The organism is Shewanella sp. 10N.286.54.B9 (genome assembly GCF_041468565.1).
In the GTDB taxonomy this organism is placed as follows: Bacteria; Pseudomonadota; Gammaproteobacteria; order Enterobacterales; family Shewanellaceae; genus Shewanella.
This window is the reverse complement of sequence record NZ_JBFRIY010000038.1, coordinates 87,863-110,908: the sequence shown is the minus strand read 5'-3', so window position 1 is coordinate 110,908 and position 23,046 is coordinate 87,863. Positions and strand designations below refer to the sequence as shown.

The window sequence follows — 23,046 nt, the reverse complement described above, 5'->3', positions numbered from 1 at the left end:
AGTATAAGCAACTATTTCTTCCCATACTTTCGAAACGCTACAACGGCTTGGTAAAGGAAGATTGACGTAAGTATGTTTTTAATTATGCTAAGCCCTTCCCAGCCACTATTTAGATCTCTATTCCCCAGCACCGTTTCAACGCGATTGGTAGGGATTAGTAATTCCATATACATTCCAATGGTATTAAAGATACTAGCGGGCGATAAGTCTAATTTATATCCCAAGCCACAAAACAAAATTATTGAAAACGCAAGGTTAGTAATAAATATTAGAGATACTGGAAAAAACCAATTCATTCCAAAGTCGTTTGTTTTATCGTTAAACCATAAAACAAAGCTATCTCTCAGAGCTGGCGAAAGTATATTAAATGACGACTCTCTTTCTTCTCTGAGTATATGCCGCTCAATTCTTAGAAGTTCCCTATTTGAAATTAGTTCTAAGGCACGATCATTGGTTTTTGTTGCATATTCTTTACGAGCAACAAACATAGGTCTGTGATGCCTAACGTTAAGACCTTTTTTATCTAGAATATTGTAAGGTCCAAAATATACGCTTTCAGCGTTTGAAATATTTGATACCTTTTCAATACTGTTTTTCCCAACAAAGTATATCTTTTGGCCCCCAATCCTAGCATCTACGATTTCGCAGCTTCGAAAAGATATAACTGCTATCTTTTCTCTTGAATAGCTTACGTCATCCTGATCCACTTCAATTCTCTGATCAGTATTGACTAGGTAGAATAAAATATCCCTGACGTTTACATTATTTTCTCTGATCTTACCTTCTAGATATTCATCAACTGTCTTTGCATCACTATCTTCTGAAATTGATTTTAGCAGGCCAGAATATGTTATGCTTTTTTCGTCTTCATTAATCTTTCTTGTCAGCCTCTTTGCAGCTGCTTTTTTTGCAATTATTTCTGGTGAAATCGAGTAATCGTTTGACCCATGTCCTGTCCGTCTCTCATGAACAGAACCTCCTACTATTGTAATATTCCTATTATAAAATTTTGTGTCACGAAAGTAGACATAATTGCATTCTTCTTGTGCAGAGAGATACAGATCTACACCTCTAAACACACACTTTTCGAAATCAATTCTAGCGTTTGAACCCAATACAAACCGACAATAATGATTTCCATTTTTTTTAGACTTAGAAAATATGACATTATTGAATTGTAAGTAAATACCACCTTTATACTCATCTTTACTAAGGTTGGAGCCTTCAACTGCTTTTTCATCCATGCCTAGCTGATGTAAAAGGGCGTTGCCTCCAAATCCGCACTGGATAATAAGGTTAGATATGCATATTCGATATTTGACGAGATATTCAACATTGTTCTCACGGATAAGCTCTGGCTCAATTAACTCCTCTAGTTCGAAATTGGCATCTAGACCGGCGCTCGATACAAGCGAATTTAGCCTACGAATATATGCATTGTAATCCCAAACACAAGAGTCATTCGGCAACTGAGAATAGTATTCGATATTTTCTGAAAACCATTCTTGTTCTTGATTTATTTCTGAATCATTGCCAATGATTTTAGTAAAGCTTTCGAAGCTGATTTCGTTAAGCTTATTCATTATTTGACCTTTTATATCATGCCATGTTTTTATCGACCAATTTTCACCGGATACACAACTTCATGAGATGCATCCTTTGCACATAACAGCTTATTCATTTAGTCGCTCGATAACGTTCTTAGCAACTCGTTAATTTTTTAACAAACTATCACTGCTAAGACATTGCTGTAAATAGATAATTTATAAGTTTAGGCTACATAAATTACCTTGTTGGCTGCGGAGAAAAGAGCCAAGGGTGTTCAATGGGTCCGTGTATCACTTTTTGACATTTGTCATAAGTCTGATTTTTATAGGTTTTGTGAAATGTTAAAAAATTATCGATGCCTAGCAGGACAGTTTTTGGCATCTTTCTTTGCGCCATAATGAGTGCTTTAACTCACTTTTAGTTGTACCTGTATAAATATCCAGCCTTATTTCAACCTACATGAGAATACGTAATCCACGTTTAACCTAAAGTTAACTAACTTTGGGGCACAAACGGACAGTCTGGATAAGCTGACACGTCGCTGGACATTTTAGTTGTTAGAGCATTCGCCCTAACATGCTGTTCTAAGATTAGGAAAAGTTGCTTGAAATCAGAGAGCCTTGTTATAACGATTTCTTAAAGCCTTGATGCACATTCCCAACAACTTCAAATCGATTTTGTTCAAACCCTATTGATGGAATATCAGCGTGCTCAGTTAACCATGGCCAAACTTCGTTGGTCTTACCGTTTTTTTGATGAGTTACATAGAAAAAAGATATAACTGGTTCAATACATTTAATGATATTAAAGATTGAATCTTTAAAGTACGCCTTATAAAACTCAGTTGCACCTATAGACTTTTGATGAATGATCTCATTTCGGTACTCTTCAAGGGTTACAAATTGCCCCCACCATTTTTGCTTTTCAACCGTTGTCGTTTCATATACTTCTGGAAGTATATGTTTGATCTTTGTTTTTAGGCTAAGCCAGCGTTCAATAGCAGCTTTATCGTATGATTCGATGATACCTTTTGAGTTTTTCTTAGCTTGGTAAATATGATTTGGGGGGATACTAAGATTAGCAAAGGCTTCTAATGCTGTGTATGCAAAAACAATCGCAGATTGAATCTCTTCGATATAGTCATAAACATCTGTAGAAATAGTACTTATGGCCTCATTTTTGTTTCCAAAAAGTTTAGTTACATCTAGCTCATAGTCAGTACTTTTAAACTTACAATCAAAGATTTCTTTAGCCCGATTTGAAGCCTTTGAGCTGACACTCATCAGCATACCAATGTTGTTTGGTACAAAGTAGCTAATCTGGCGTGTGCGGTTAAGTTTTACGGTATCGATATCTTGAACCAACATTGAACCATTACCGTCTTTAGCATAGTGAAATGTTGGCTTTGTCATTCTCACATCAGAAACTTTGTAACCGTCAGGAGTCAATCCTACTACTATTGAACTTTTAGATTTGTTCTTATTCTTCATTCCCCCTCCTCTTATAATGCGCCGTTTACGGGCAAAAATGCCCCGTAATTTTCTTCCTACATTGGCCTGTTAGGCATGTACTTATTACAAGGTAAGTTCTTCAATATTTGGTATAGAGCCGACCTCTATACACCTACGCAATAGACGCTCAAGTAATTTTGAAGACTCTGAAACCAGAAGATTTCGATCACCTTTAATTTTTGAACCATGGACAGCGGAAGAGCGACTTTTGTATAGTTTTTTAACATCAGATAAGAGAAGTTTTGCTTGCTCTTTATCGTTAGGCTCCAAGAATTTGGCAACATACAAGCTTAGTTTAAAAACCGTTTCACCTTGGATATCAAACAGCCCCTCAATACCTGACCACAACACCGCTAGTTGTGCCCTTGGGTTTGGATGCCATCTGTAACTTGAGCGAGCACTTACAGCATCACTGAATCTATCAACACCTAGAAGATGTCTAGCATTATGGAAATGCACATTTAGCCAGTCAATATCTTCAGACCCTACTGGGTACTGAGAGTTTATACTTCCTCTCATATGGTGATTAGTTACAGCAAGACGACTATCGCTAGTGAGTAGTTCAGCAGGTGTATCACTTTGAAAATTTACTACAGCGTCACAGTCAAATAAAGCACTGAGAATAACCACGTCCCACTGAGCATTCCATGCCCTTGAAGCTAACTCTTTCCCTGTAGCACCCGATACTTTTACTTGAGCACCAACTCTACGAAGAAAAATAGCCATGATGCCCAAGTCAACTTCACTACCACTTTGTTCAATTATTAAGTCTGATGACGGATCACAGCAAGCAGGTAAAATTTCGACATTTTCACATAATTTAATTGTTTCGGTAACCGATAGACCACTTACATACAAGAAACTCTCTTGCTGCACATTCGACACTGATACTTTCATTTGTCCTCCAAAATGTCTAACGCTACATAGACGGCTAGCTGCTGTTTATATTCCTCACACAATGCCGCCATTAATTTATTACTTTAACTTATAATCAATACGTTAGCGACAGTGTTGAGAGGTTGGATTGCTCAGTGCTGCATAATTTCTAGATGAACTTAATTCGGGTTACATTTGTTAGGGCAAACGCACATTAATAGATAGTGAATGAGCTTTTACTCTAGCGAATAAAGGGGCATTTCCGTGCTAGAAGCTTTACCACTACAGTACAAATTAAAACACCAAAGTTCCAAGTACAGATACGGCCGTGACCGTCCATGACATGGACGTCATGGCCGAGCATCCAAGGATGGACTGCAGCGTGTCACGGCAGTGTCTGCACATGCGGTCGTTCCTACACATCCATTTGTTCATGACATTAGGACATCCTGTCCAGTCCCCCGCTGGAGGCGATTAATAACCATGAAATCACAAGTTCAAACAGGCTGCTTAGTCATACCTGTCAAAAATGTAATCAGTCTTCATTCGAAGGCCAACTAACTTGGGTGCAAAGGTGAGTTATCGCAGCCTAAAGTGATTCTAATGACCAACTCTCAGTACTGCTGCAAATACACTCGCGACGTGCCTTTATATTAAAAAAGCACAAATGCTTGGCGTTTTAGCGTCAAAAAGCATCATTGATGGGCTAATTTTCGGGTTTTTATTGAAACCATTTGTTAGAATCGCCTGTTATTTTATGGCTGCGCTATTCGTTGCCATATTTTGTTTACCATTAAGCATCACGCAAAGTATTCAAGTTTTACTATTTAAAGGCAGGCTATGACCGTTCTTCTAATGACCCCTCCCATGACTCAGCTTAATACGCCTTATCCAGCAACGGCGTACTTAACGGGTTTTTTACGCTCCCAAGGCTATGAGGCGGTGCAGCGGGATCCTGCGATTGAGCTGTTCTTAGAGATGATGACGGCACCTGCGCTGGAAATTATTCGTCAGCACGTAGAAGAGAACTTTGAGCACTTTGAAGACAACGAACTGCCTGATGTCATTTTTAACTTCTTAGCCGAGTTTGACCGTTACCATTTGACCGTTGAGAGTGCGATTCGATTTTTACAGGGCAAAGACCCTAGCCTTGCGATGCGCATCAACTCACGCCGCTTTTTACCTGAAGGCCCAGCCTTTGATGCCATTTCACAAATGGAAGCGGTATCTGGCGATGTGTTACAAGCGGCTTTCGGCAATCTCGGCGTGCAAGATAAAGCTAAATATCTCGCCACACTGTTTATTAATGATCTCTCTAGCGTCATCACTCAAGGAGTCGATCCTTACTTTGAAGTGAGTCGTTATGGCGAGCAGTTAGCGGCGGCAAACCCTAGTTTTGATAATCTCTATGAGACCTTAATGGGTGAGCCGAGCTTTAGCTCTGAAATATTGGAACAATTAGTTGAGCATTATCTTGAGGAAACTCAACCTAGCGTAGTGGCGCTTACAGTGCCCTTCCCCGGCAATATGTTGGGTGCGCTGCGTATTGCGCAAACCTGTAAAGCCATCAATCCCGATATTCCTATTGTGGTCGGCGGCGGTTTTATTAATACCGAGCTACGCGCCCTTAAAGATCCTCGCGTGTTCGAGTTTATTGATTTTATCTGTCTCGATGACGGTGAACGACCTTTTTTAACACTGCTGGAGTATTTCCAAGGGCAACGACAAGTTGACGACCTTGTACGGACTTATTTCCTCGCCGAAGACGAAAATGGTCAAGCCTATGTTCATTTTAATGAAAACATCCAGCTGCAGGATATCCCGCAAACCGAAGTCGGCGCGCCAATATATGATGGCTTACCATTAGACGATTACCTGTCTCTATGTGAAATGCTTAACCCGATGCACCGCATTTGGAGTGATGGACGTTGGAATAAACTCACTATTGCCCATGGCTGTTACTGGCGTAAATGTAGTTTTTGCGATGTAAGCCTAGATTACATTGACCGCTTTGACTCAGCGAGTGCTGACGTTCTAGTAGATAGAATAGAACAGCTCATAGAAGAAACCGGCGAAACTGGCTTTCACTTTGTCGATGAAGCACTGCCGCCAAAACTACTATACACCTTTGCCAAACGGCTGATTGAACGTGGAGTTGTGATCAGTTGGTGGGGCAATATCCGCTTTGAACGTACCTTTAGTGAGGCCCGCTGCCAACTATTAGCCGATTCTGGCTGTATTGCGGTCAGTGGCGGCCTTGAAGTGGCATCAGATAGATTGTTAAAACTAATGAAGAAAGGCGTGAGTGTAGAACGCGTCGCACAGGTGACTAAAGCCTTCAGTGATGCAGGCATTTTAGTTCATGCTTATTTAATGTACGGCTTCCCAACTCAAACAGAGCAAGAAACCGTTGATTCGTTAGAAATGGTTAGGCAAATGATGCAGCAAGGGTGTTTCCAATCCGCATACTGGCACCGCTTTGTCGCTACCGTTCACAGTCCAATTGGATTAAATCCAGAGAAATTTGGCATTACACTCGCTGAGCGCCCAGAGATCTTATTTGCTGAAAATGATGTCGACTTTACCGATCCAACCGGGACCAATCACGAAATGCTTGGAGAAGGCCTACGAAAGGCGATTTACAATTACATGCACGGTATTGGTTTTGATCAGCCTATGAGCTTCTGGTTTAATCAAGATGTTAAGCCAACCACCATGAGAAAAGATTTCGTTTCAAGAGCGGTTAGCAACCTCATCACCAGTAATGTTAGCTGACCTTTAGCGTCTTTCTCCAATAGCATTTACTGCCATCAGGGTCACTTTTATAGGCAATATAAGGTGACCCGGCCTATCACTTTCATCGTAAAGCCAGTCACATAGGTATTTCTGCTTTTTTAGCCCGCTAATTAGCGAGTATGGCCAATGTTTCGTCCCCATTCCAACGGTATATTTTAGTAATATTTTAGATCTAGGATATTGTTATTAAATGGAATATTAGAAATAATAGCGGTTCAAGTTTAAGGTCTAGACGTTTTATGGTGCACCTTATGCCTGAGTACTCTTTCTTTTGCTTAACCATTAAATATGGAGCTTTTATAATGAAAAAAGCACTACTGCTATTAGCGGTATTATCATCGTTAACAGCTTGTTCTGACGGTACCAGTGGCAAAGCTTGTCTGGGCAAGAACAATGACTCGCTAGTTGAAGGCATGCAAGATCAATGTAAAGCCGGCGATGCGGTTGCAACAAAACACCCAGCCTATTTCTGTGATTTTAATTATGCCATTGCGTATAACGACTATAACTCAGCAATGTGTATCTACAACGGCGAGCAAAAAGCAGAGCGAACAGCTGATTAACTATATGAGGTGTTTAATCATTAGATTAAGCACCTATAATTTTAAGTTGTATAAGACTTAACTTATTCACTTTTATCGATCATTATTTTCTAACTTCCACAGCTACCGTTACTCTCTTTAAAATCATATTGGCATCGTGCTTTGTAAGTTTCTATCGAACTCCCTTTTCGATTGTTAAAAACCGCAACAAATAAACCTTTTCGCTACATTAGTTACAAAAGCAACCAACCCAACCTTTACAAATAAATATAACCCATTGTATTTAAAGTAATATTCATATTGGCACATATTATGCTTTGTAAGGGGTAATGAAACAACTTAAATGGGTTTAAAGACATGGAAGCACTTAATAACAACAAAATTATCCTACCAATTATGCTTGCTGCGCTACTTTCTGCATGTGGTGCAGAAGAAGAGGTAAAGGAAGAAGAAAAATATGCCGTTCCAGTAGAAACCGCAACCGTTATTCAAGGCGATGTATCCTCTTTTTATAGCACCACGGCAACACTTGAAGCACCAGAAGAAGCCAAAGTGGTTACCCGCGTTGCCGGTCTTATCCAATCAATTAGTGTGGAAGAAGGCGATCGTGTCACTAAAGGACAGTTGCTTGCGGTAATCGATTCCAAAAGACAGAAATTTGATTTAGACCGTTCACAGGCTGAAGTCGAAATTATTGAGCAAGAACTTAACCGCCTCAAAAAAATCAGTAATAAAGAATTTTTTAGTGCTGACTCCATGGCCAAGCTCGAATATAACTTACAAGCAGCAATGGCTAAACGCGACTTGGCAGCTTTGTACGTACAAGAAAGCATGATCCGCTCACCGATTGATGGCGTCATCGCGACCCGCTTTGTAAAGTCGGGCAACATGGCTAAAGAGTTCGACGAACTGTTCTATATTGTTAATCAAGATGAGTTATACGGCATTGTGCACCTACCTGAGCAGCAATTGCAGCACCTTCGCTTAGGCCAAGATGCACAGATATTTGCCAACAAACACACTAAAGACACCACCCACGCTACCGTTCTTCGCATTAGCCCTATTGTTGATGCTCAAAGCGGCACCTTTAAAGTGACGCTTTCAGTACCCAATCAAAAAGCCACGCTTAAAGCCGGCATGTTCACTCGTGTAGAGCTGCGTTATGACACTCACAATGACGTCATTACCGTGCCATATAACGCACTAGTTAACCAAGACAATGAGTTTGCGCTATATGTCATCGATGGTAGCAACGCCAACCGTCGTACTGTGACTTTGGGCTACCGTGAGGCTGATACTGTTGAAGTGGTTGCAGGTATAGAGCCAGGTGAACAAATCGTTATCCGTGGTCATCAAAATCTTAAAGATCAGTCACTGGTTGAAGTGATTGGTTCTTTAGATATTGCATCAGCTAAATAGACTCGGAGCGCGCTATGTCGATAATAAAAACCTCGGTAAACCGTCCTGTCACAGTGTGGATGTTTATGTTTGCCGTCATTCTCTTTGGTATGGTTGGTTTCTCACGTCTCGCGGTGAAACTACTGCCTGATTTAAGTTATCCAACCATTACAATTCGTACTCAGTATGTGGGTGCAGCCCCAGTAGAAGTGGAGCAGTTAGTCTCAAAACCTATCGAAGAAGCTGCGGGGATTGTCAAAGGCTTACGTAAAATAAACTCAATCTCTCGTTCAGGGATGTCTGATGTGGTACTCGAATTTGAGTGGGGCACAGACATGGATATGGCAAGTCTCGATGTCAGAGAAAAACTCGATACTATCGAACTGCCATTGGATGTAAAAAAACCGCTATTACTGCGCTTTAACCCGAACCTGGACCCCATCGTTCGTCTCGCTCTTTCGGTTCCAAGCATTGATGGTGAAGTGGCTAAATCTGCAAGCGATAGCGAGCTCAAGCAGATGCGCACTTATGCGGAGGAGGAGCTTAAAAGACAGCTTGAATCATTATCAGGTGTCGCCGCAGTACGTTTATCTGGCGGGTTACAGCAAGAGGTCCATATTGAGCTTAATCAGCAAAAGCTAACACAGCTTAACTTAAGTGCTGATCTCATTCGTAGCCGTATTGCAGAAGAGAACATTAACCTCTCCGCCGGTAAAGTTATCCAAGGCGATAAAGAGTATTTGGTTAGAACCCTAAACCAATTCAACTCGCTTGAAGAACTGGGGCAAATCGTTATTTACCGTGATGCACAGACCTTAGTCAGGCTGTTTGAAGTTGCGGAGATTGTTGATGCTCATAAGGAGCGCAACGATATTACTCGAATTGGTGACAGAGAATCGATTGAACTCGCCATCTATAAGGAGGGAGATGCCAACACGGTTGCTGTGGCACGTAAAGTCACCGATGAGATAAATAAACTAAATCAAAATAGCCCGAAAGCTGAACTGCAGGTCATTTACGACCAGTCAGAATTTATTGAAAGCGCTGTGAATGAAGTTACCTCGGCCGCGCTTATTGGTAGTTTGTTATCTATGTTGGTTATCTATCTATTTTTAAGAGATATTATACCCACACTAATTATTTCTATCTCTATCCCCTTCTCTGTTATCGCTACTTTTAACATGATGTACTTTGCCGATATCAGCCTTAATATTATGTCTCTTGGCGGGATAGCTCTGGCCGTTGGCTTGCTGGTTGATAATGCCATTGTGGTATTGGAAAACATCGATCGCTGTAAATCCTTAGGCATGAATAAACTCGATGCCGCGGTAACGGGCACCAAAGAAGTATCAGGTGCAATTTTTGCATCAACACTCACTACCCTTGCAGTGTTTGTACCTCTAGTATTTGTTGATGGTGTGGCAGGTGCGCTCTTTTCAGACCAAGCTCTGACCGTAACCTTTGCCTTACTTGCATCACTGTTTGTAGCACTCACTACCATTCCGATGCTTGCATCACGTGAAGGCTTTAAAGCGCTACCGCCGCTAATGGCCAAAACAGAGAAACAAAAACCACAAACCAAACTTGGAAAACTTAAGCATTACAGCGCAACCGTGTTTTCGTTCCCATTCGTACTGTTATTTAACTATCTGCCGAGTGCACTGTTAGCGCTAGCGCTGATTATTGGCCGCAGCCTTTCTTGGCTTGTAGGGCTGGTTATGCGTCCACTAAGTAGTGCCTTTAATTGGATCTATAGTGTGCTTGAAAGCGGCTATCACCGTTTATTGGCCGGAGCACTTAAGTTTAGAGTGTTAACCTTATCCATTGCTATCGCTATCACAGCGGGTGCCGCACTACTTGTGCCAAGACTCGGTATGGAACTTATCCCACCGATGAATCAAGGCGAATTTTATGTCGAAGTATTACTGCCACCAGGAACAGAAGTATCTGAAACAGATAAAGTACTGCGTACGCTAGCACTGTCGATTAAAGACCGAGCTGATGTTAAGCATGCTTATAGTCAAGCCGGAAGCGGCGGGCTGATGACATCAGATACCTCTCGTGGCGGTGAAAACTGGGGACGCCTACAAGTCGTATTGGCAGATCATGGTGCGTTTGAGGCTGTGACCCAAAAACTTCGCACCACAGCAATGCGGATCCCTGAACTTGAAGCTAAAATCCAACATCCAGAGCTGTTTAGCTTTAAAACGCCATTGGAGATAGAGCTAGTCGGTTACGATCTAGCGCAGCTTAAATCGACTGCTGATAACTTAGTTGATGCTCTGTCTGACTCAGATCGCTTTGCCGATATCAACACTAGCCTTAGAGATGGTCAGCCTGAACTTAGCATTCGCTTTGACCATCAGCGCCTAGCAGCGTTAGGCATGGATGCGCCTTCTGTGGCGAACCGTATTGCACAACGTATTGGCGGTACAGTTGCCAGTCAATACACGGTTCGTGACCGCAAAATTGATATTCTAGTGCGCAGTGAGCTTGATGAGCGTAACCAAATTAGTGATATCGACTCGATGATCATTAATCCAAACAGTAGCCACCCTATTTCACTCAGTGCGATCGCCGATGTCAGCCTCAAGCTTGGCCCATCTGCGATTAACCGAATCAGTCAACAACGTGTGGCAATTGTGTCGGCAAACTTGGCCTATGGCGACTTAAATGATGCAGTAATGACTGCCCGTGACATTCTCGCTAACCAAACGCTGCCGACTTCTATTCAGGCCCGTTTTGGTGGCCAAAATGAAGAGATGGAGCATTCATTCCAGTCACTACAGATTGCATTAGTACTGGCGGTATTTTTAGTATACTTGGTCATGGCCAGCCAGTTTGAGTCGTTGCTACACCCGTTACTGATTCTTATCGCCGTACCAATGGCGGTTGGCGGCAGTATTTTAGGCCTTTACATAACCCAAACGCATTTGAGCGTAGTAGTATTTATCGGACTGATTATGTTGGCGGGTATTGTGGTTAACAATGCAATTGTACTGGTAGACCGAATTAACCAATTACGCCAGTCCGGACAAGACAAGCTTAGTGCAATAACCAATGCTGCCGAGTCGCGTCTTCGCCCTATCATCATGACCACAATGACAACCGCTTTGGGTCTGTCGCCTATGGCATTGGGCTTGGGTGATGGCAGTGAAGTACGTGCACCAATGGCAATAACGGTTATCTTTGGCCTATCACTATCGACACTGCTGACTCTGGTGGTTATTCCTGTGCTTTACGCGCTATTTGATCGCAAAGATTATGCTAAAAATGAACTAAAGCAAGAAACGACTAATGAGCCTGCTATCGAAGGGGGTCAAGTATGAACATCACCCGCTTAGCTATTGCACGCCCGGTAACCACGGCGATGTTCTTTGTCGCCATATTACTGTTCGGTCTCGCTTCGAGTCGCTTATTGCCATTAGAGATGTTTCCCGGCATCGATATCCCACAAGTGATAGTAGAAGTGCCCTATAAAGGCTCAACGCCCTCAGAAGTTGAGCGTGATATAACCAGTGTGCTAGAGGAAACATTAGCCACAATGGGCGGTATTGAGGAGCTGCGCTCAAGCTCGTCGCAAAATGGCGCTGAGATAGAGCTCAGAATGAAGTGGGGAGAAAATGTTGCCACTAAGAGCTTAGAAGCACGCGAAAAAGTCGACTCGGTACGTCACTTATTGCCTAAAGATGTAGAGCGAGTGTTTATTAGGCAGTTTAGTACTGCCGATATGCCCGTTCTCAATTTACGAATATCCAGTGATAGGGAGTTATCAGGCGCTTTTGACCTGCTTGATAAGCAGCTTAAAAGACCACTTGAACGGGTAGAAGGGGTATCTCAAGTTACGCTTTACGGTGTTGAGCAAAAACAAATAGAGATCCGTATTAATGCTGACAAGCTGGCCGCCAGTAATATTTCAATTAGAGCGCTGACTCGTCGTATGCAACAAGAGAACTTTGTCATTAGTGCTGGCGTGTTAAAAACAGACTCGCGGGTCTATCAAGTGTCGCCTAAAGGTGAGTTTAGAAATCTCGATGAAATCAACTCACTGATACTGACCCCTGGCATTACCCTCGGTGATATTGCAACCGTTAGTTTCTCGTTACCTGAGCGTTTAGATGGTCGCCACCTAGACCAAAACTATGCTGTAGGTCTTGACGTATTTAAAGAGTCAGGGGCAAATCTTGTTGATGTATCTGCACGAGTCTTGAAGGTCATTGAAAGTGCCAAACAAGATCCGCAGTTTCAAGGCATTAAGCTGTTTGTGATGGAAGACCAAGCGTATGGTGTCACCTCGTCACTACGCGACCTGCTAACAGCGGGCTTGATTGGTGCCCTACTCTCTTTTGTGGTGTTATATCTGTTCATACGTAACTTAAAAATGACCTTAGTGATCGTGTCATCAGTACCTATCGCTATCTGTATGACCCTTGCAGCTATGTACCTACTCGGGTACAGCTTGAACATTCTTTCTATGATGGGGTTATTACTCGCTGTGGGAATGCTGATTGATAACGCTGTGGTCGTCACTGAAAGCGTGCTTCAAGAAAAACAGCTGCAAAAATCAGATCCTAGCGCCAACAAAACTAAAGCCGGTGATAACAGCTCGATACTAAAAGGTGTTGATAAAGTGTCATTAGCGGTACTAGCAGGTACTTTGACCACCGCCATCGTATTCTTACCGAATATTTTTGGGGTAAAGGTTGAGCTGACTATTTTCCTTGAGCATGTGGCTATTGCTATCTGTATTTCACTGGCAGCATCGCTGTTAGTGGCTAAGACGCTATTACCACTGATGCTCAGTAAAATGGAGTTTAACCTGCCGGAAAAAGTACACAAAAGTCAGTTACAACAGCGCTACCTTAATAGCCTAAACTGGATATTGGCCAGACCAAAGACCTCCGGTGTTATCGCACTGGTATTATTAGGTTCTACAGCGCTGCCATTATCAATGGTGAAACAAGATCAATCTGATGGTGAAGGGAACAACCGTCTCTACATCAATTACCAAGTTGAAGGCCGTCATAGCCTAGATGTCACCGAGAAGATGATCGATAAAATGGAGGATTATCTGTACGCCAATCAAGATAAATTCTACATCGACTCGGTTTATAGCTACTTTTCTGCCGACCGAGGTCAATCGACCTTACTGCTAAAAGAAGATATAGAGATTGATATGAAAGCCTTGAAAAACATGATCCGAGAAGGTTTTCCAAAATTTGCCATCGCAAAACCGCAGTTTGGTTGGGGCGGAGAAAACAACGGCATTCGAATCTCACTGACTGGCCGCTCTACCTCCGAGCTCATTCATATCAGTGAGCAAGTGATCCCGCTGCTTAGCGCAGTAAAAGGGCTAACTGATGTGCGCTCAGAACTTAGCGGTGCTCAGCAAGAGGTGGTGATTAGGATTGACCGTGAAATGGCGGCAAGGCTTGATCTCAAATTGAATGAAGTCGCATCAAGTATCTCTATGGCACTACGAGGCACTCAGCTGCGCTCATTCAGACATGATCCCAATGGCGAACTCCGAATAGAAATGGCCTATGAGCAACAGTGGCGTTTGTCACTAGAAAAACTTAAACAGCTGCCTATCATCCGTATCGACAATCGTGTTTATACGTTAGACAGTCTGGCTAATATCGACATCCAGCCTCGATTTGACACTATTCGTCATTACGACAGACAAACCGCGCTGTCTATTGGTGCCAACCTCGATGATCTCACCACCGAAGAAGCGCAAGAAAAAATTACTCAAGTGATGGAGACGATAAACTTTCCTTCTGGCTACGGCTATTCACTACGCGGAGGATTCCAAAAGCAGGATGAAGATGAGGCAGTCATGGCAACCAACATGATTTTAGCTATCGCGATGATCTATATCGTGATGGCAGCGTTGTTTGAATCGCTGCTGCTACCAACAGCGATTATCACCTCAATCTTATTTTCAATTACCGGAGTATTTTGGGCACTGTTATTCACTGGCACACCCATGTCTATTATGGCAATGATAGGGATTTTGATATTGATGGGAATTGTGGTTAATAACGGCATCGTATTAGTTGACCAAATAAACCAGCTCAATCCTGAGCTTGATAAATTGTCAGACACCATTAGCCAGGTTTGTAATACTCGCTTACGCCCTGTACTGATGACGGTGGGAACTACGGTGTTAGGCCTAGTACCGTTAGCCATGGGTGATACCCAACTGGGTGGTGGTGGTCCGTCGTATTCACCAATGGCAATTGCCATTATTGGTGGCTTAACCTTTTCAACTGTAACTAGCCTTTATCTTGTACCTTTGTGTTATCAGGCACTTTATAGAATGCGTCACCACTCAGCCATTCGCCTCGGGCAAGCAGATCGCTTCTCGCGCCGTTTGCTACCTTGGATGAACTAGCTAAAACGAGCATGAACACCTGTTAAAACGAGTCATAAATTGACTCGTTTTTTTACATCGAGATCACTCGGCTATACAGTGTTTTTGCTTATTAATACGGCAAATCAACCATTCGATTTTCGCAGGCAAAGAAAGCTACCCATTTTTAATTTCAGCCAAACCCTCAAACAGAAACAGCTTAAAAAAAACTTAAATAAGTCATTAAAAGTATTAACCCACAACTAGAGCATCTTTGACTATACACATCAGCCTTACAATTCTGACATATGGCTGCACCAAGTCGCGGCAAACAATCTACCGAGTAAATACACCAGTAGAGCAAGTGTTAACATTGCAAACAACTTACCAATATAAAACACCAATAAACCCATTAAAAACTACATCAACACAGTGAAACGACTAAAAAAACAACTAAAAAATAAAGCAGCGACCCTGTCACAAATTGATACACGCAAACCATGCCTTAAGTCACAAAATTTACAAAAACAGTCACTATAATCACAGCCGCTAACAGTGAGTTATGCCAAAAATAAACCTGTCAGCAGTTTAAGAAGTGTCTTTTGACTTCTTGGGGTCTAAACAAATATAAGAGAATGGATATGTTAAACAAAAAAGTTTTAGCAGTAGTTATCGCAGCATCACTTGGTCTAACAGCCTGTGGCTCAGACGACGATGACAACAAAGTCAGTGACGTTCAGGTGGATCTTCGAATTCTTGAAACTTCAGATCTGCACACTAACATCATGGACTTTAACTACTACAGTGGTAAAGAAGATCCTACAATCGGTTTAGCCAGAGCTGCTAGCCTAATCAGCCAAGCTCGTGCAGAAAAAGCTAACTCCGTGCTGGTCGATAACGGAGATTTACTGCAAGGTAGTCCTATGGGTGATTATATTGCCAGTACAGGGTTAAGCGACACTCACCCTGCCTATAAAGCAATGAATACCTTAGATTACGCAGTGGGTAACATTGGTAACCATGAGTTCAACTACGGTCTAGAGTTTTTAGAGAAAGCGATTGCCGGTGCCGACTTCCCTTACATTAACTCAAACGTTATTTGTGCTAATAAAGATGGTTGCTGGAATGAAGTAGAATTTGCAGACAACATGTTCACGCCATACATCATTACCGACAAAGTGGTTGTAGATAGCAATGGTAATGAGCATACAATCAAAATCGGGTACATCGGTTTTGTTCCGCCGCAAATTCTGCAATGGGATAAAGCAAATTTAGACGGTGAAGTTGAAGTGCTAGGCATTACTCAAGCAGCCAGAAAGTTCATCCCACAAATGAAAGCTGAAGGCGCTGATGTCATTATCGCCATTCCGCATTCGGGTATTGGTTCATCAGATAACCCTGGTGATGCTTGGGCAGAGAATGCGACTTACGCACTAACTCACGTTGAAGACATTAATGCCATCATGTTTGGCCATAGCCACTCGGTTTTCCCTGATGCTAAATACGCGGATCTGCCAAACACTGACGTTGAAAAGGGGCTTTTGAACGGCGTACCTGCTGTTATGCCTGGTCGTTGGGGTGACAACTTAGGTATTGTTGACCTTAAACTTCGTAAAGAAGACGGTAAATGGAATGTTTACCATGAAGAGTCGCAAACAGAAGCACGCCCTGTTTATGACACTGCAAATAAAGAAGAGCTAGTCACTGGTGAGCAATCTATCCGTGATGCTGTAGAACTTGAGCACCAAGGCACTTTAGAGTTTGTTAACCAACCTATTGGTGTGGCAACAGCTGACATGTACAGCTTCCTGACATTGGTCCAAGATGATCCAACTGTTCAGATTGTTTCTGACGCTCAAATTGCTAAAGTGACTCAGCAAATTCAAGCTGGTACTGATGAAGAGCTGAAGAAACTACCAGTATTGTCAGCATCTGCACCTTTTAAAGCCGGTGGGCGTTATGAAGAAGGTGATGCTAGCCAATTTGTGATGGTTGAAGCGGGCGAGCTGACATACAGTAATGCGGCGGATCTTTACTTGTATCCAAACACTATGGTTGCAGTAAAAGCTACCGGTGCTGAGCTACAAGATTGGCTTGAGTGTAGTGCAAATCAGTTTAATCAAATTGATCCTACAAGCACCGCACCACAAAACCTAATCAATCGTGCTGGTCACCCAACCTATAACTTCGATGTTATCGATGGCCTCACTTACAAAGTGGATGTCACTCAACCATCTAAGTTCGACCGTAACTGTGCTGAAGTTAATGCTGATGCAAGCCGTATTGTAGAGCTAGCTTATACCGACGCTGATGGCAAAGTCTTTACCGGTGCTGAACTTAGCGAGAAAGAGTTTGTTGTTGCATCAAATAACTACCGAGCATTTGGTGGTGTATTTGCTGGAACAGGCCCTGATCACGTAGTGCTGGAACTTCCTGATGAGAACCGTGAAGCGCTATCTCAGTACATCACTGCTGAATCTCAACCTGATGGTTCAGGTGGATACAACAGTGCAGTTGATCCTTCAGCTGATTACAACTGGGATTTCAAAACCATCAATACCAATGTTGCACTTGATGTTCGCTTTGAAACTCAAGACAGTGAACTTGCTGATACCTTCATCAAAGAAAACCAACAACGTACCATGGTTAAGCTTGCTAAAGATGACAGCACTGTAGCGGGTTTTGCTATTTACAGCATAGACTTAACTACAGAGCCTGCTGCAAAGTAATCGCCAGTAACTAAGTCTTTACTCATTAAAAAGGCTCCTAATGGAGCCTTTTTATTACACGATACAGATTAACTGACTGGAAAGAGCCATTGGTAGACCCAACGAGCGCCGTAAAATCCGGCGGGTAATCCGGCTGCAATACCGAACATTAAGCCAAAGAATTTAAGTCTTTTTCGATTAAGTTGAGACAACATCTCGATATCGTCATCACAATCAATCTGATCCTGTTGATGGGTCACTTGATTAGTATCCATATTGATTTCAACTCCCTGTATTTGACTCGAGATATCCTTATTGCCGAATTATGGCTGCCAATCTCCATTAACGCCAATCATTACTTGCTACAAAATGTTTACTATAAACCCACAAATCAACAGTGCCCTTGTTGATACTCTGGTTAACAAGATAAAAGCAGACATAAAGACTATCAACAATGGGGCAGTTAAAACACTATTTTAAAGATCACTAACCATTGCGTTCGTCTGTATCAAAATGGCATTGTTTAGTAACATTTTTAAGCTCAATACCTTGCTTAGCTAACGCATTAGCAACCTGTTTTGCCATGTCATTAGTTTTTAACGTAGCCTTAGCGCTTCTCAGTGATGCAAAGGAATCAAACATTAAGGTAACCGTTAAAGTCTGATTTACATTGTTGTAATCCACTTTATGAGTCAGCCATTCAAACCCGGCAACGTTCTCTTTTAACTGCTCACAAACTTCAGTTAATACGCGCCGGATAGTATTCTCTATTTTTTTGTCACTTTTTCTCACTTTAGCCTCAATATAAGCGCACTTACAGATGCCTGATATAACCTTGAGTACATGCTGCTTTTATCTCTGCAAACTCAACGAATCAACCTTGATTTATCGTGATTAATTTAGCAATAAATCCTTTTACTGCATCAACATTGTCGAAACTAAATGCCAAGCCATAATGAATACCGTTAACGCTCTTTTGTACACGCTTTGGAAACCGAGTCATTTCAGAATAATGGCAATATTGTTCTTTGCCATGAACGCCCTCAAGTGCAGCTAAGTCTGCCTTAAACACTTCATAAGCAGGCCTAATCACTAACTGAGCCTGCTTACCATCAACATACAGATAGAAAGGCTCCTTTAGTTTTGGCAACATATATTCAGTCACTTTTTTGAGAGTAAAGTTAGTGCGACATTCAAGTTCACTCAATACTGCCATCATCTCTTGTTGTTCAATCGCCACGTTATTCCCTTATTCACTATGGCCGTCATTACGGCATAATATTTACGCTCGATAATAACGTCTTTCACAAAATCTACCTACGACTATCTGACTGTTTTAATTTAACATACAAGTTATATACAGTTGTTTTTAGTCACATAAAAGAGTAAAAATAACCTGTGTGAATCAGACTGGTGCTGTTATACCTATCGGTTGAATAACGACTAGTGACATTGATAACAAGGATATTTCTGTGAGCTCTCTACCCTACTCTCAATCATGTGAAAATAACAAAGCCGCTATTGCAGCAATATTACAAGACAGTTTTAGCCAATCATCACATGTGCTGGAAATTGGTAGCGGTTCGGGCCAACACGCAGTACATTTCGCCAAACTACTCCCTCACCTAACTTGGCAAACTAGCGATCAGTTGGAATATCATGCAGGGATCAACGCCTGGCTGGCTGAGTCACCAAGCGCTAATTTACGTAAGCCAGTTGAACTTGATGTGTTGCAACCATGGCCGATTTATCAACTAGCGCAGTTATCCATCGATGCAATATTTACCGCAAATACGTTGCATATCATGTCAAAGGAGATGGTGATACAGTTTTTCTCTGGGGTTGGCAGACACTTAAATGCCAATGGACAGCTTTGCATCTATGGGCCGTTCAATTATCAAGGTCAATACAGCAGTGAAAGTAATCGGAATTTTGACTGCTGGCTTGCAAACAGAAACCCTCAAAGTGCAATACGCGATTTTGAATGGATAATGCAACTTGCCGAAGCGCAAGGGTTAAGCTTAATCGCTGACTTTAGCATGCCAGCGAATAACCGATTACTTCACTTTGAAAAACAGTGTTAGTCTGTATTCAACAACTGCTGTAGTTCAGTTAAAGAACTAACTTCGTAATGCGGGGTAATATTGTCAGGTTTATCTTCCCCAAGTCGATTAAGCCAACAAGTATCGATCCCTGCATTTAAGCCGCCCTGAATATCGGAGTGTGGATTGTCGCCAACCATTAATATTGCATCACGTTTAGGCTCACCCATTTGTGAGAAAGCGTAATCAAAAATACCGACATCGGGTTTGGCGACCCCCACTTGCTCTGATATCACTAGCGGAGAAAAACGATCCATTAAACCTACGCGCTCTAACCTTACGGTTTGCAATTCAGTGAAGCCATTAGTAATGATCCCCATTTTAACTCTGTCCGTTAGCGCATCAATCAACTCCTGAGCACCAGGTAGTAATGTACAGATATCAGCCATTGCCGCAAGAAATTCACTATTAAGTCGCTGGGTAGACACTTTAATTCTCTCAGCCCATATTTCAAAACGAGTATTTTGTAGCTGTTTAGCCGTTAGCTTTCCATCTTGATAATCAACCCATAAAGGTTTGTTTACCAACTGGTAGTGCTGAAAATCCTCGGCGGTGAAGTCAACATTGAACCGAGAAAACATCAACTGTAAACCTTTAAAGGCATCAAAGTGAAACAAGGTCTCATCAGCATCGAACAATATCCAATCGTACTTCACGTCACTATCCTTTATTTGGCTTTATCACTGTCTTAATGCAGCGAATTTTACCCTTACCGCTAGATAAAACCATAAGTATGCTCGATATTTGCTGCATTAACTTTCGGCGAATAAAGTCGTTGTAGACCAAGAGCTGATAGTTACCTGCATCAGCAATAGAGATGGCTTGTGTTGTAGCCGGTGAGTCCTAACTATACTAAGCCCTAGTTAGCTTATATTGAATGTCCTAACAATTTAAATAGTCATTATCTAAGCGACATCACCACTTTCAGCAGTTACACTGCAAGCCAAGATGGTCTTTAACAGCGACAAATTAAAAAAGCACCTTGTTGATTAGACAAAGTGCTTGCTGGGCTGCTTTCGTCACCGTTAAATGACTTATTCAGTGCAACTATATTTTGAAGCGCCTGACTAAATCTGTCAGTTTGTCGGTTTGCGTTTCAAGATCAGTACAGCTTTGCATTAAATTACCGGCTTCACATTGAGTCTGTTCACCAATATTATTTACCTCTTGCATCATATCTCTAATAGATTGCGAGACCTGATCTTGCTCTTGGGTAATACTAACAATACCCTGCATATGTTCACTGTTCTCATCGACGACGACAGTAATTTCTGAAAGTTGAGTATGTACAACTTGAGTATCTTCCATGTACTGATTAACTTGTTCACGTGTCGTTTGCATACTCGACTCAGCAGCAACCGCTTTACTTTGCAAGTCATTAATACTGCTTTGGATACTTTCAGTCGATTCTTGGGTTCGTTTGGCTAATTGGCGAACTTCATCAGCAACAACCGCAAAGCCTCGACCGTGCTCACCCGCTCTTGCGGACTCAATTGCAGCATTCAGGGCTAACAAGTTTGTTTGCTCGGCAATATTTCGGATCACCACCATCACTTCACCAATCGATTGGCTACTCATGCGCAGATCTTCGATGGTATGAACGGCACTATCAAAGTTTACATTGAGTGTTGATAGCCCCTCCATTGAATTACTCAATACTGATTGACCTTGCTTTGAAGTCTCACTCGCTGCTTCTGCTGATTGGCGGGCACTTGAAACCTGCTCTTTAATCTCATGTGCAGTCTCAGCCATCATGTTGATAGTATTAACTGCTGAAGCGACTTCTTGCTGTGAAGCTGCAATTTTATTAGAGGCGACCTGACTGATATCACTCACATTGGCAGTTGTTTGCTTTAACTCAGCACTGCTGTCCTGCACATGGCTAACAATATTTTGGATTTGGCTAACGAAACTATTAAATGCTTCCGATAGTTGGCCAATTTCATCATTATTTCTAACAGGAATGGTTTTAGATAAGTCTCCATCACCTTCCGCTATTTCGACTAAAGCTTCCTTCACCTGAGAAAGTGGTTTAAGCAGCATAGAGGTCATAAAATAAACCGCGACTAAAGTGACAACCAAAATGAATAAAACGATCAGAGCTGAAGACTGCACAGCCTCATTGACTGGTGCTTCCACATAGTCGACTGGGATCATGATTGCCAGTTTCCAGTTTAAACCTATCTGCGAAACCTCTACATTACTAAACTGCACGTAATAATCTTTGCCTCGCCAAGTGATTTGCGATTTACCAAAACTATCACGATCCATTTGCCTTGCCAGCTGCGTAAAGCCTTCATTACTATTTTGTCGGTCTAACATATCAAGCTTGATATTTTCTGTTTCGCGGTTTTCGACATCTACAATCGCAATTTCTTCATCAGGAAACACCACCATATCGCCATTGTTGTCTAGTAAAAATGCCTGTCCCTGCCCTTTGTAATGAATAGCTGAAACAATATCACTTACAGATGTTAAGTAGAGATCAACGCCGCCAACGCCAATAAACCGCTGCTGGAAGTTCGCAATGGGGAAATTAAGCGAGACATAAAACTCATCAAATTGAGGTTCAAAAATAACTTTACTCACAGTCCATTCTTGCCTGTCTTTAACTTCGTTCCACCAAGAACGTTCTAATACGTTATAACCCGGCAATACAGACACCCCGGTATGATCAAAATACTCTCCAGTGTGACCTGAACCAAAGAATATTGAGATGATATCGCTACTTTGTTTCACCTCTCTGCCCATGATCTCAACGACGCGTTCAAATTCCGGCGTGTCTAATCCTTGCCCACGGTCAGTATGGCTATCAAACCAATCGATAAGTCCAACGTTTCTAAATACTGTTTCTACGCCATTAGCGTGCTGCTTAAAGTAACTTTCAATTTCAGTGGCATTTAACTTAATTGATGCCGCCATGGAATCATCCAATTCGCTACTCGCGGATTGGGCAACGTAACGCACGGTAAAAAATGCAGTCAACAATAGGACTAGAGAGACAACAATTGCTGTAGAAACAACTATTTTTGCTGTTATCGAATTTTTAATACTCATAGGATACCCAATTATCACGATTCCAATTCATTTGTTGATTTATTATTCTGACTTACTTATTAAAACAATTACTAAATTAACATTCCTTAACCATTATCGGCTCATACTCAATAAACGTTAACACTGCAACATGAAAAATATTAAGGGTGATGA

General features: G+C 41.9%; 15 protein-coding genes. 7 read left to right on the top strand and 8 right to left on the bottom strand.

Annotation, left to right across the window (positions count from 1 at the left end):
• Positions 1-11: 11 nt before the first annotated feature.
• The 3 genes from AB4135_RS14160 to AB4135_RS14150 form a co-directional block, all read right to left on the bottom strand.
• Positions 12-1,583, bottom strand: coding sequence for a hypothetical protein (locus AB4135_RS14160; protein WP_371993853.1), 1,572 nt, complete (start codon positions 1,581-1,583; stop codon positions 12-14).
• A gap of 588 nt (positions 1,584-2,171) precedes the next feature.
• Positions 2,172-3,038, bottom strand: a complete 867-nt coding sequence (locus AB4135_RS14155; protein ID WP_371993851.1) for a hypothetical protein — start codon at positions 3,036-3,038, stop codon at positions 2,172-2,174.
• Between the two features lie 84 nt (positions 3,039-3,122).
• A complete protein-coding gene (locus AB4135_RS14150; protein WP_371993850.1) occupies positions 3,123-3,956 on the bottom strand; it encodes a hypothetical protein in 834 nt (277 codons plus the stop codon).
• Between the two features lie 819 nt (positions 3,957-4,775).
• Here AB4135_RS14150 and AB4135_RS14145 point away from each other — a divergent pair.
• From AB4135_RS14145 to AB4135_RS14120, 6 genes are all read left to right on the top strand, one after another.
• A complete protein-coding gene (locus AB4135_RS14145; protein WP_371993848.1) occupies positions 4,776-6,710 on the top strand; it encodes a radical SAM protein in 1,935 nt (644 codons plus the stop codon).
• Between the two features lie 323 nt (positions 6,711-7,033).
• Positions 7,034-7,294 carry a hypothetical protein gene (locus tag AB4135_RS14140; RefSeq protein ID WP_371993846.1) on the top strand — a complete coding sequence of 87 codons (261 nt, stop codon included), beginning with the start codon at positions 7,034-7,036 and terminating at the stop codon, positions 7,292-7,294.
• Positions 7,295-7,630: 336 nt separating this feature from the next.
• Positions 7,631-8,692, top strand: a complete 1,062-nt coding sequence (locus tag AB4135_RS14135; protein ID WP_220740261.1) for an efflux RND transporter periplasmic adaptor subunit — start codon at positions 7,631-7,633, stop codon at positions 8,690-8,692.
• A gap of 14 nt (positions 8,693-8,706) precedes the next feature.
• On the top strand, positions 8,707-12,000 hold the full coding sequence (locus AB4135_RS14130) for an efflux RND transporter permease subunit (RefSeq protein WP_371993844.1): 3,294 nt from the start codon (positions 8,707-8,709) through the stop codon (positions 11,998-12,000).
• Entirely contained in the window at positions 11,997-15,068 is a 3,072-nt protein-coding gene (locus AB4135_RS14125; RefSeq protein WP_371993842.1) for an efflux RND transporter permease subunit, read from the top strand. The genes AB4135_RS14130 and AB4135_RS14125 overlap by 4 nt, the downstream gene beginning before the upstream one ends.
• A gap of 599 nt (positions 15,069-15,667) precedes the next feature.
• On the top strand, positions 15,668-17,755 hold the full coding sequence (locus tag AB4135_RS14120) for a bifunctional 2',3'-cyclic-nucleotide 2'-phosphodiesterase/3'-nucleotidase (RefSeq protein ID WP_371993840.1): 2,088 nt from the start codon (positions 15,668-15,670) through the stop codon (positions 17,753-17,755).
• A 68-nt stretch (positions 17,756-17,823) separates the two neighbouring features.
• On the opposite strand, the gene AB4135_RS14115 is transcribed toward AB4135_RS14120, so the two are convergent.
• The 3 genes from AB4135_RS14115 to AB4135_RS14105 form a co-directional block, all read right to left on the bottom strand.
• Positions 17,824-18,009 carry a hypothetical protein gene (locus AB4135_RS14115; RefSeq protein ID WP_371993838.1) on the bottom strand — a complete coding sequence of 62 codons (186 nt, stop codon included), beginning with the start codon at positions 18,007-18,009 and terminating at the stop codon, positions 17,824-17,826.
• A 211-nt stretch (positions 18,010-18,220) separates the two neighbouring features.
• Complete coding sequence (locus AB4135_RS14110) at positions 18,221-18,526, bottom strand: Fis family transcriptional regulator (RefSeq protein ID WP_371993836.1); 306 nt, start codon at positions 18,524-18,526, stop codon at positions 18,221-18,223.
• An 82-nt stretch (positions 18,527-18,608) separates the two neighbouring features.
• Entirely contained in the window at positions 18,609-18,974 is a 366-nt protein-coding gene (locus AB4135_RS14105) for a hypothetical protein (RefSeq protein WP_371993835.1), read from the bottom strand.
• A gap of 232 nt (positions 18,975-19,206) precedes the next feature.
• Between AB4135_RS14105 and AB4135_RS14100 the strand changes: the two genes are divergently transcribed.
• Positions 19,207-19,818, top strand: a complete 612-nt coding sequence (locus AB4135_RS14100) for a DUF938 domain-containing protein (protein ID WP_371993833.1) — start codon at positions 19,207-19,209, stop codon at positions 19,816-19,818.
• Here AB4135_RS14100 and yjjG read toward each other — a convergent pair.
• Together yjjG and AB4135_RS14090 are read right to left on the bottom strand one after the other, a co-directional pair.
• Positions 19,815-20,492, bottom strand: a complete 678-nt coding sequence (yjjG, locus tag AB4135_RS14095) for a pyrimidine 5'-nucleotidase (RefSeq protein WP_371993831.1) — start codon at positions 20,490-20,492, stop codon at positions 19,815-19,817. The two genes, AB4135_RS14100 and yjjG, sit on opposite strands and share 4 nt — an antisense overlap.
• A gap of 391 nt (positions 20,493-20,883) precedes the next feature.
• Positions 20,884-22,893: a methyl-accepting chemotaxis protein gene (locus AB4135_RS14090; RefSeq protein ID WP_371993829.1), complete on the bottom strand. Its 2,010-nt coding sequence runs from the start codon at positions 22,891-22,893 to the stop codon at positions 20,884-20,886.
• Positions 22,894-23,046: the final 153 nt, after the last annotated feature.

Excerpts from the sequence above, each read along its gene's own strand:
- AB4135_RS14160 (WP_371993853.1), bottom strand. The coding sequence starts at position 1,583 with ATGAATAAGCTTAACGAAATCAGCTTCGAAAGCTTTACTAAAATCATT.
- AB4135_RS14155 (WP_371993851.1), bottom strand. The coding sequence starts at position 3,038 with ATGAAGAATAAGAACAAATCTAAAAGTTCAATAGTAGTAGGATTGACT.
- AB4135_RS14150 (WP_371993850.1), bottom strand. The coding sequence starts at position 3,956 with ATGAAAGTATCAGTGTCGAATGTGCAGCAAGAGAGTTTCTTGTATGTA.
- AB4135_RS14145 (WP_371993848.1), top strand. The coding sequence starts at position 4,776 with ATGACCGTTCTTCTAATGACCCCTCCCATGACTCAGCTTAATACGCCT.
- AB4135_RS14140 (WP_371993846.1), top strand. The coding sequence starts at position 7,034 with ATGAAAAAAGCACTACTGCTATTAGCGGTATTATCATCGTTAACAGCT.
- AB4135_RS14135 (WP_220740261.1), top strand. The coding sequence starts at position 7,631 with ATGGAAGCACTTAATAACAACAAAATTATCCTACCAATTATGCTTGCT.
- AB4135_RS14130 (WP_371993844.1), top strand. The coding sequence starts at position 8,707 with ATGTCGATAATAAAAACCTCGGTAAACCGTCCTGTCACAGTGTGGATG.
- AB4135_RS14125 (WP_371993842.1), top strand. The coding sequence starts at position 11,997 with ATGAACATCACCCGCTTAGCTATTGCACGCCCGGTAACCACGGCGATG.
- AB4135_RS14120 (WP_371993840.1), top strand. The coding sequence starts at position 15,668 with ATGTTAAACAAAAAAGTTTTAGCAGTAGTTATCGCAGCATCACTTGGT.
- AB4135_RS14115 (WP_371993838.1), bottom strand. The coding sequence starts at position 18,009 with ATGGATACTAATCAAGTGACCCATCAACAGGATCAGATTGATTGTGAT.
- AB4135_RS14090 (WP_371993829.1), bottom strand. The coding sequence starts at position 22,893 with ATGAGTATTAAAAATTCGATAACAGCAAAAATAGTTGTTTCTACAGCA.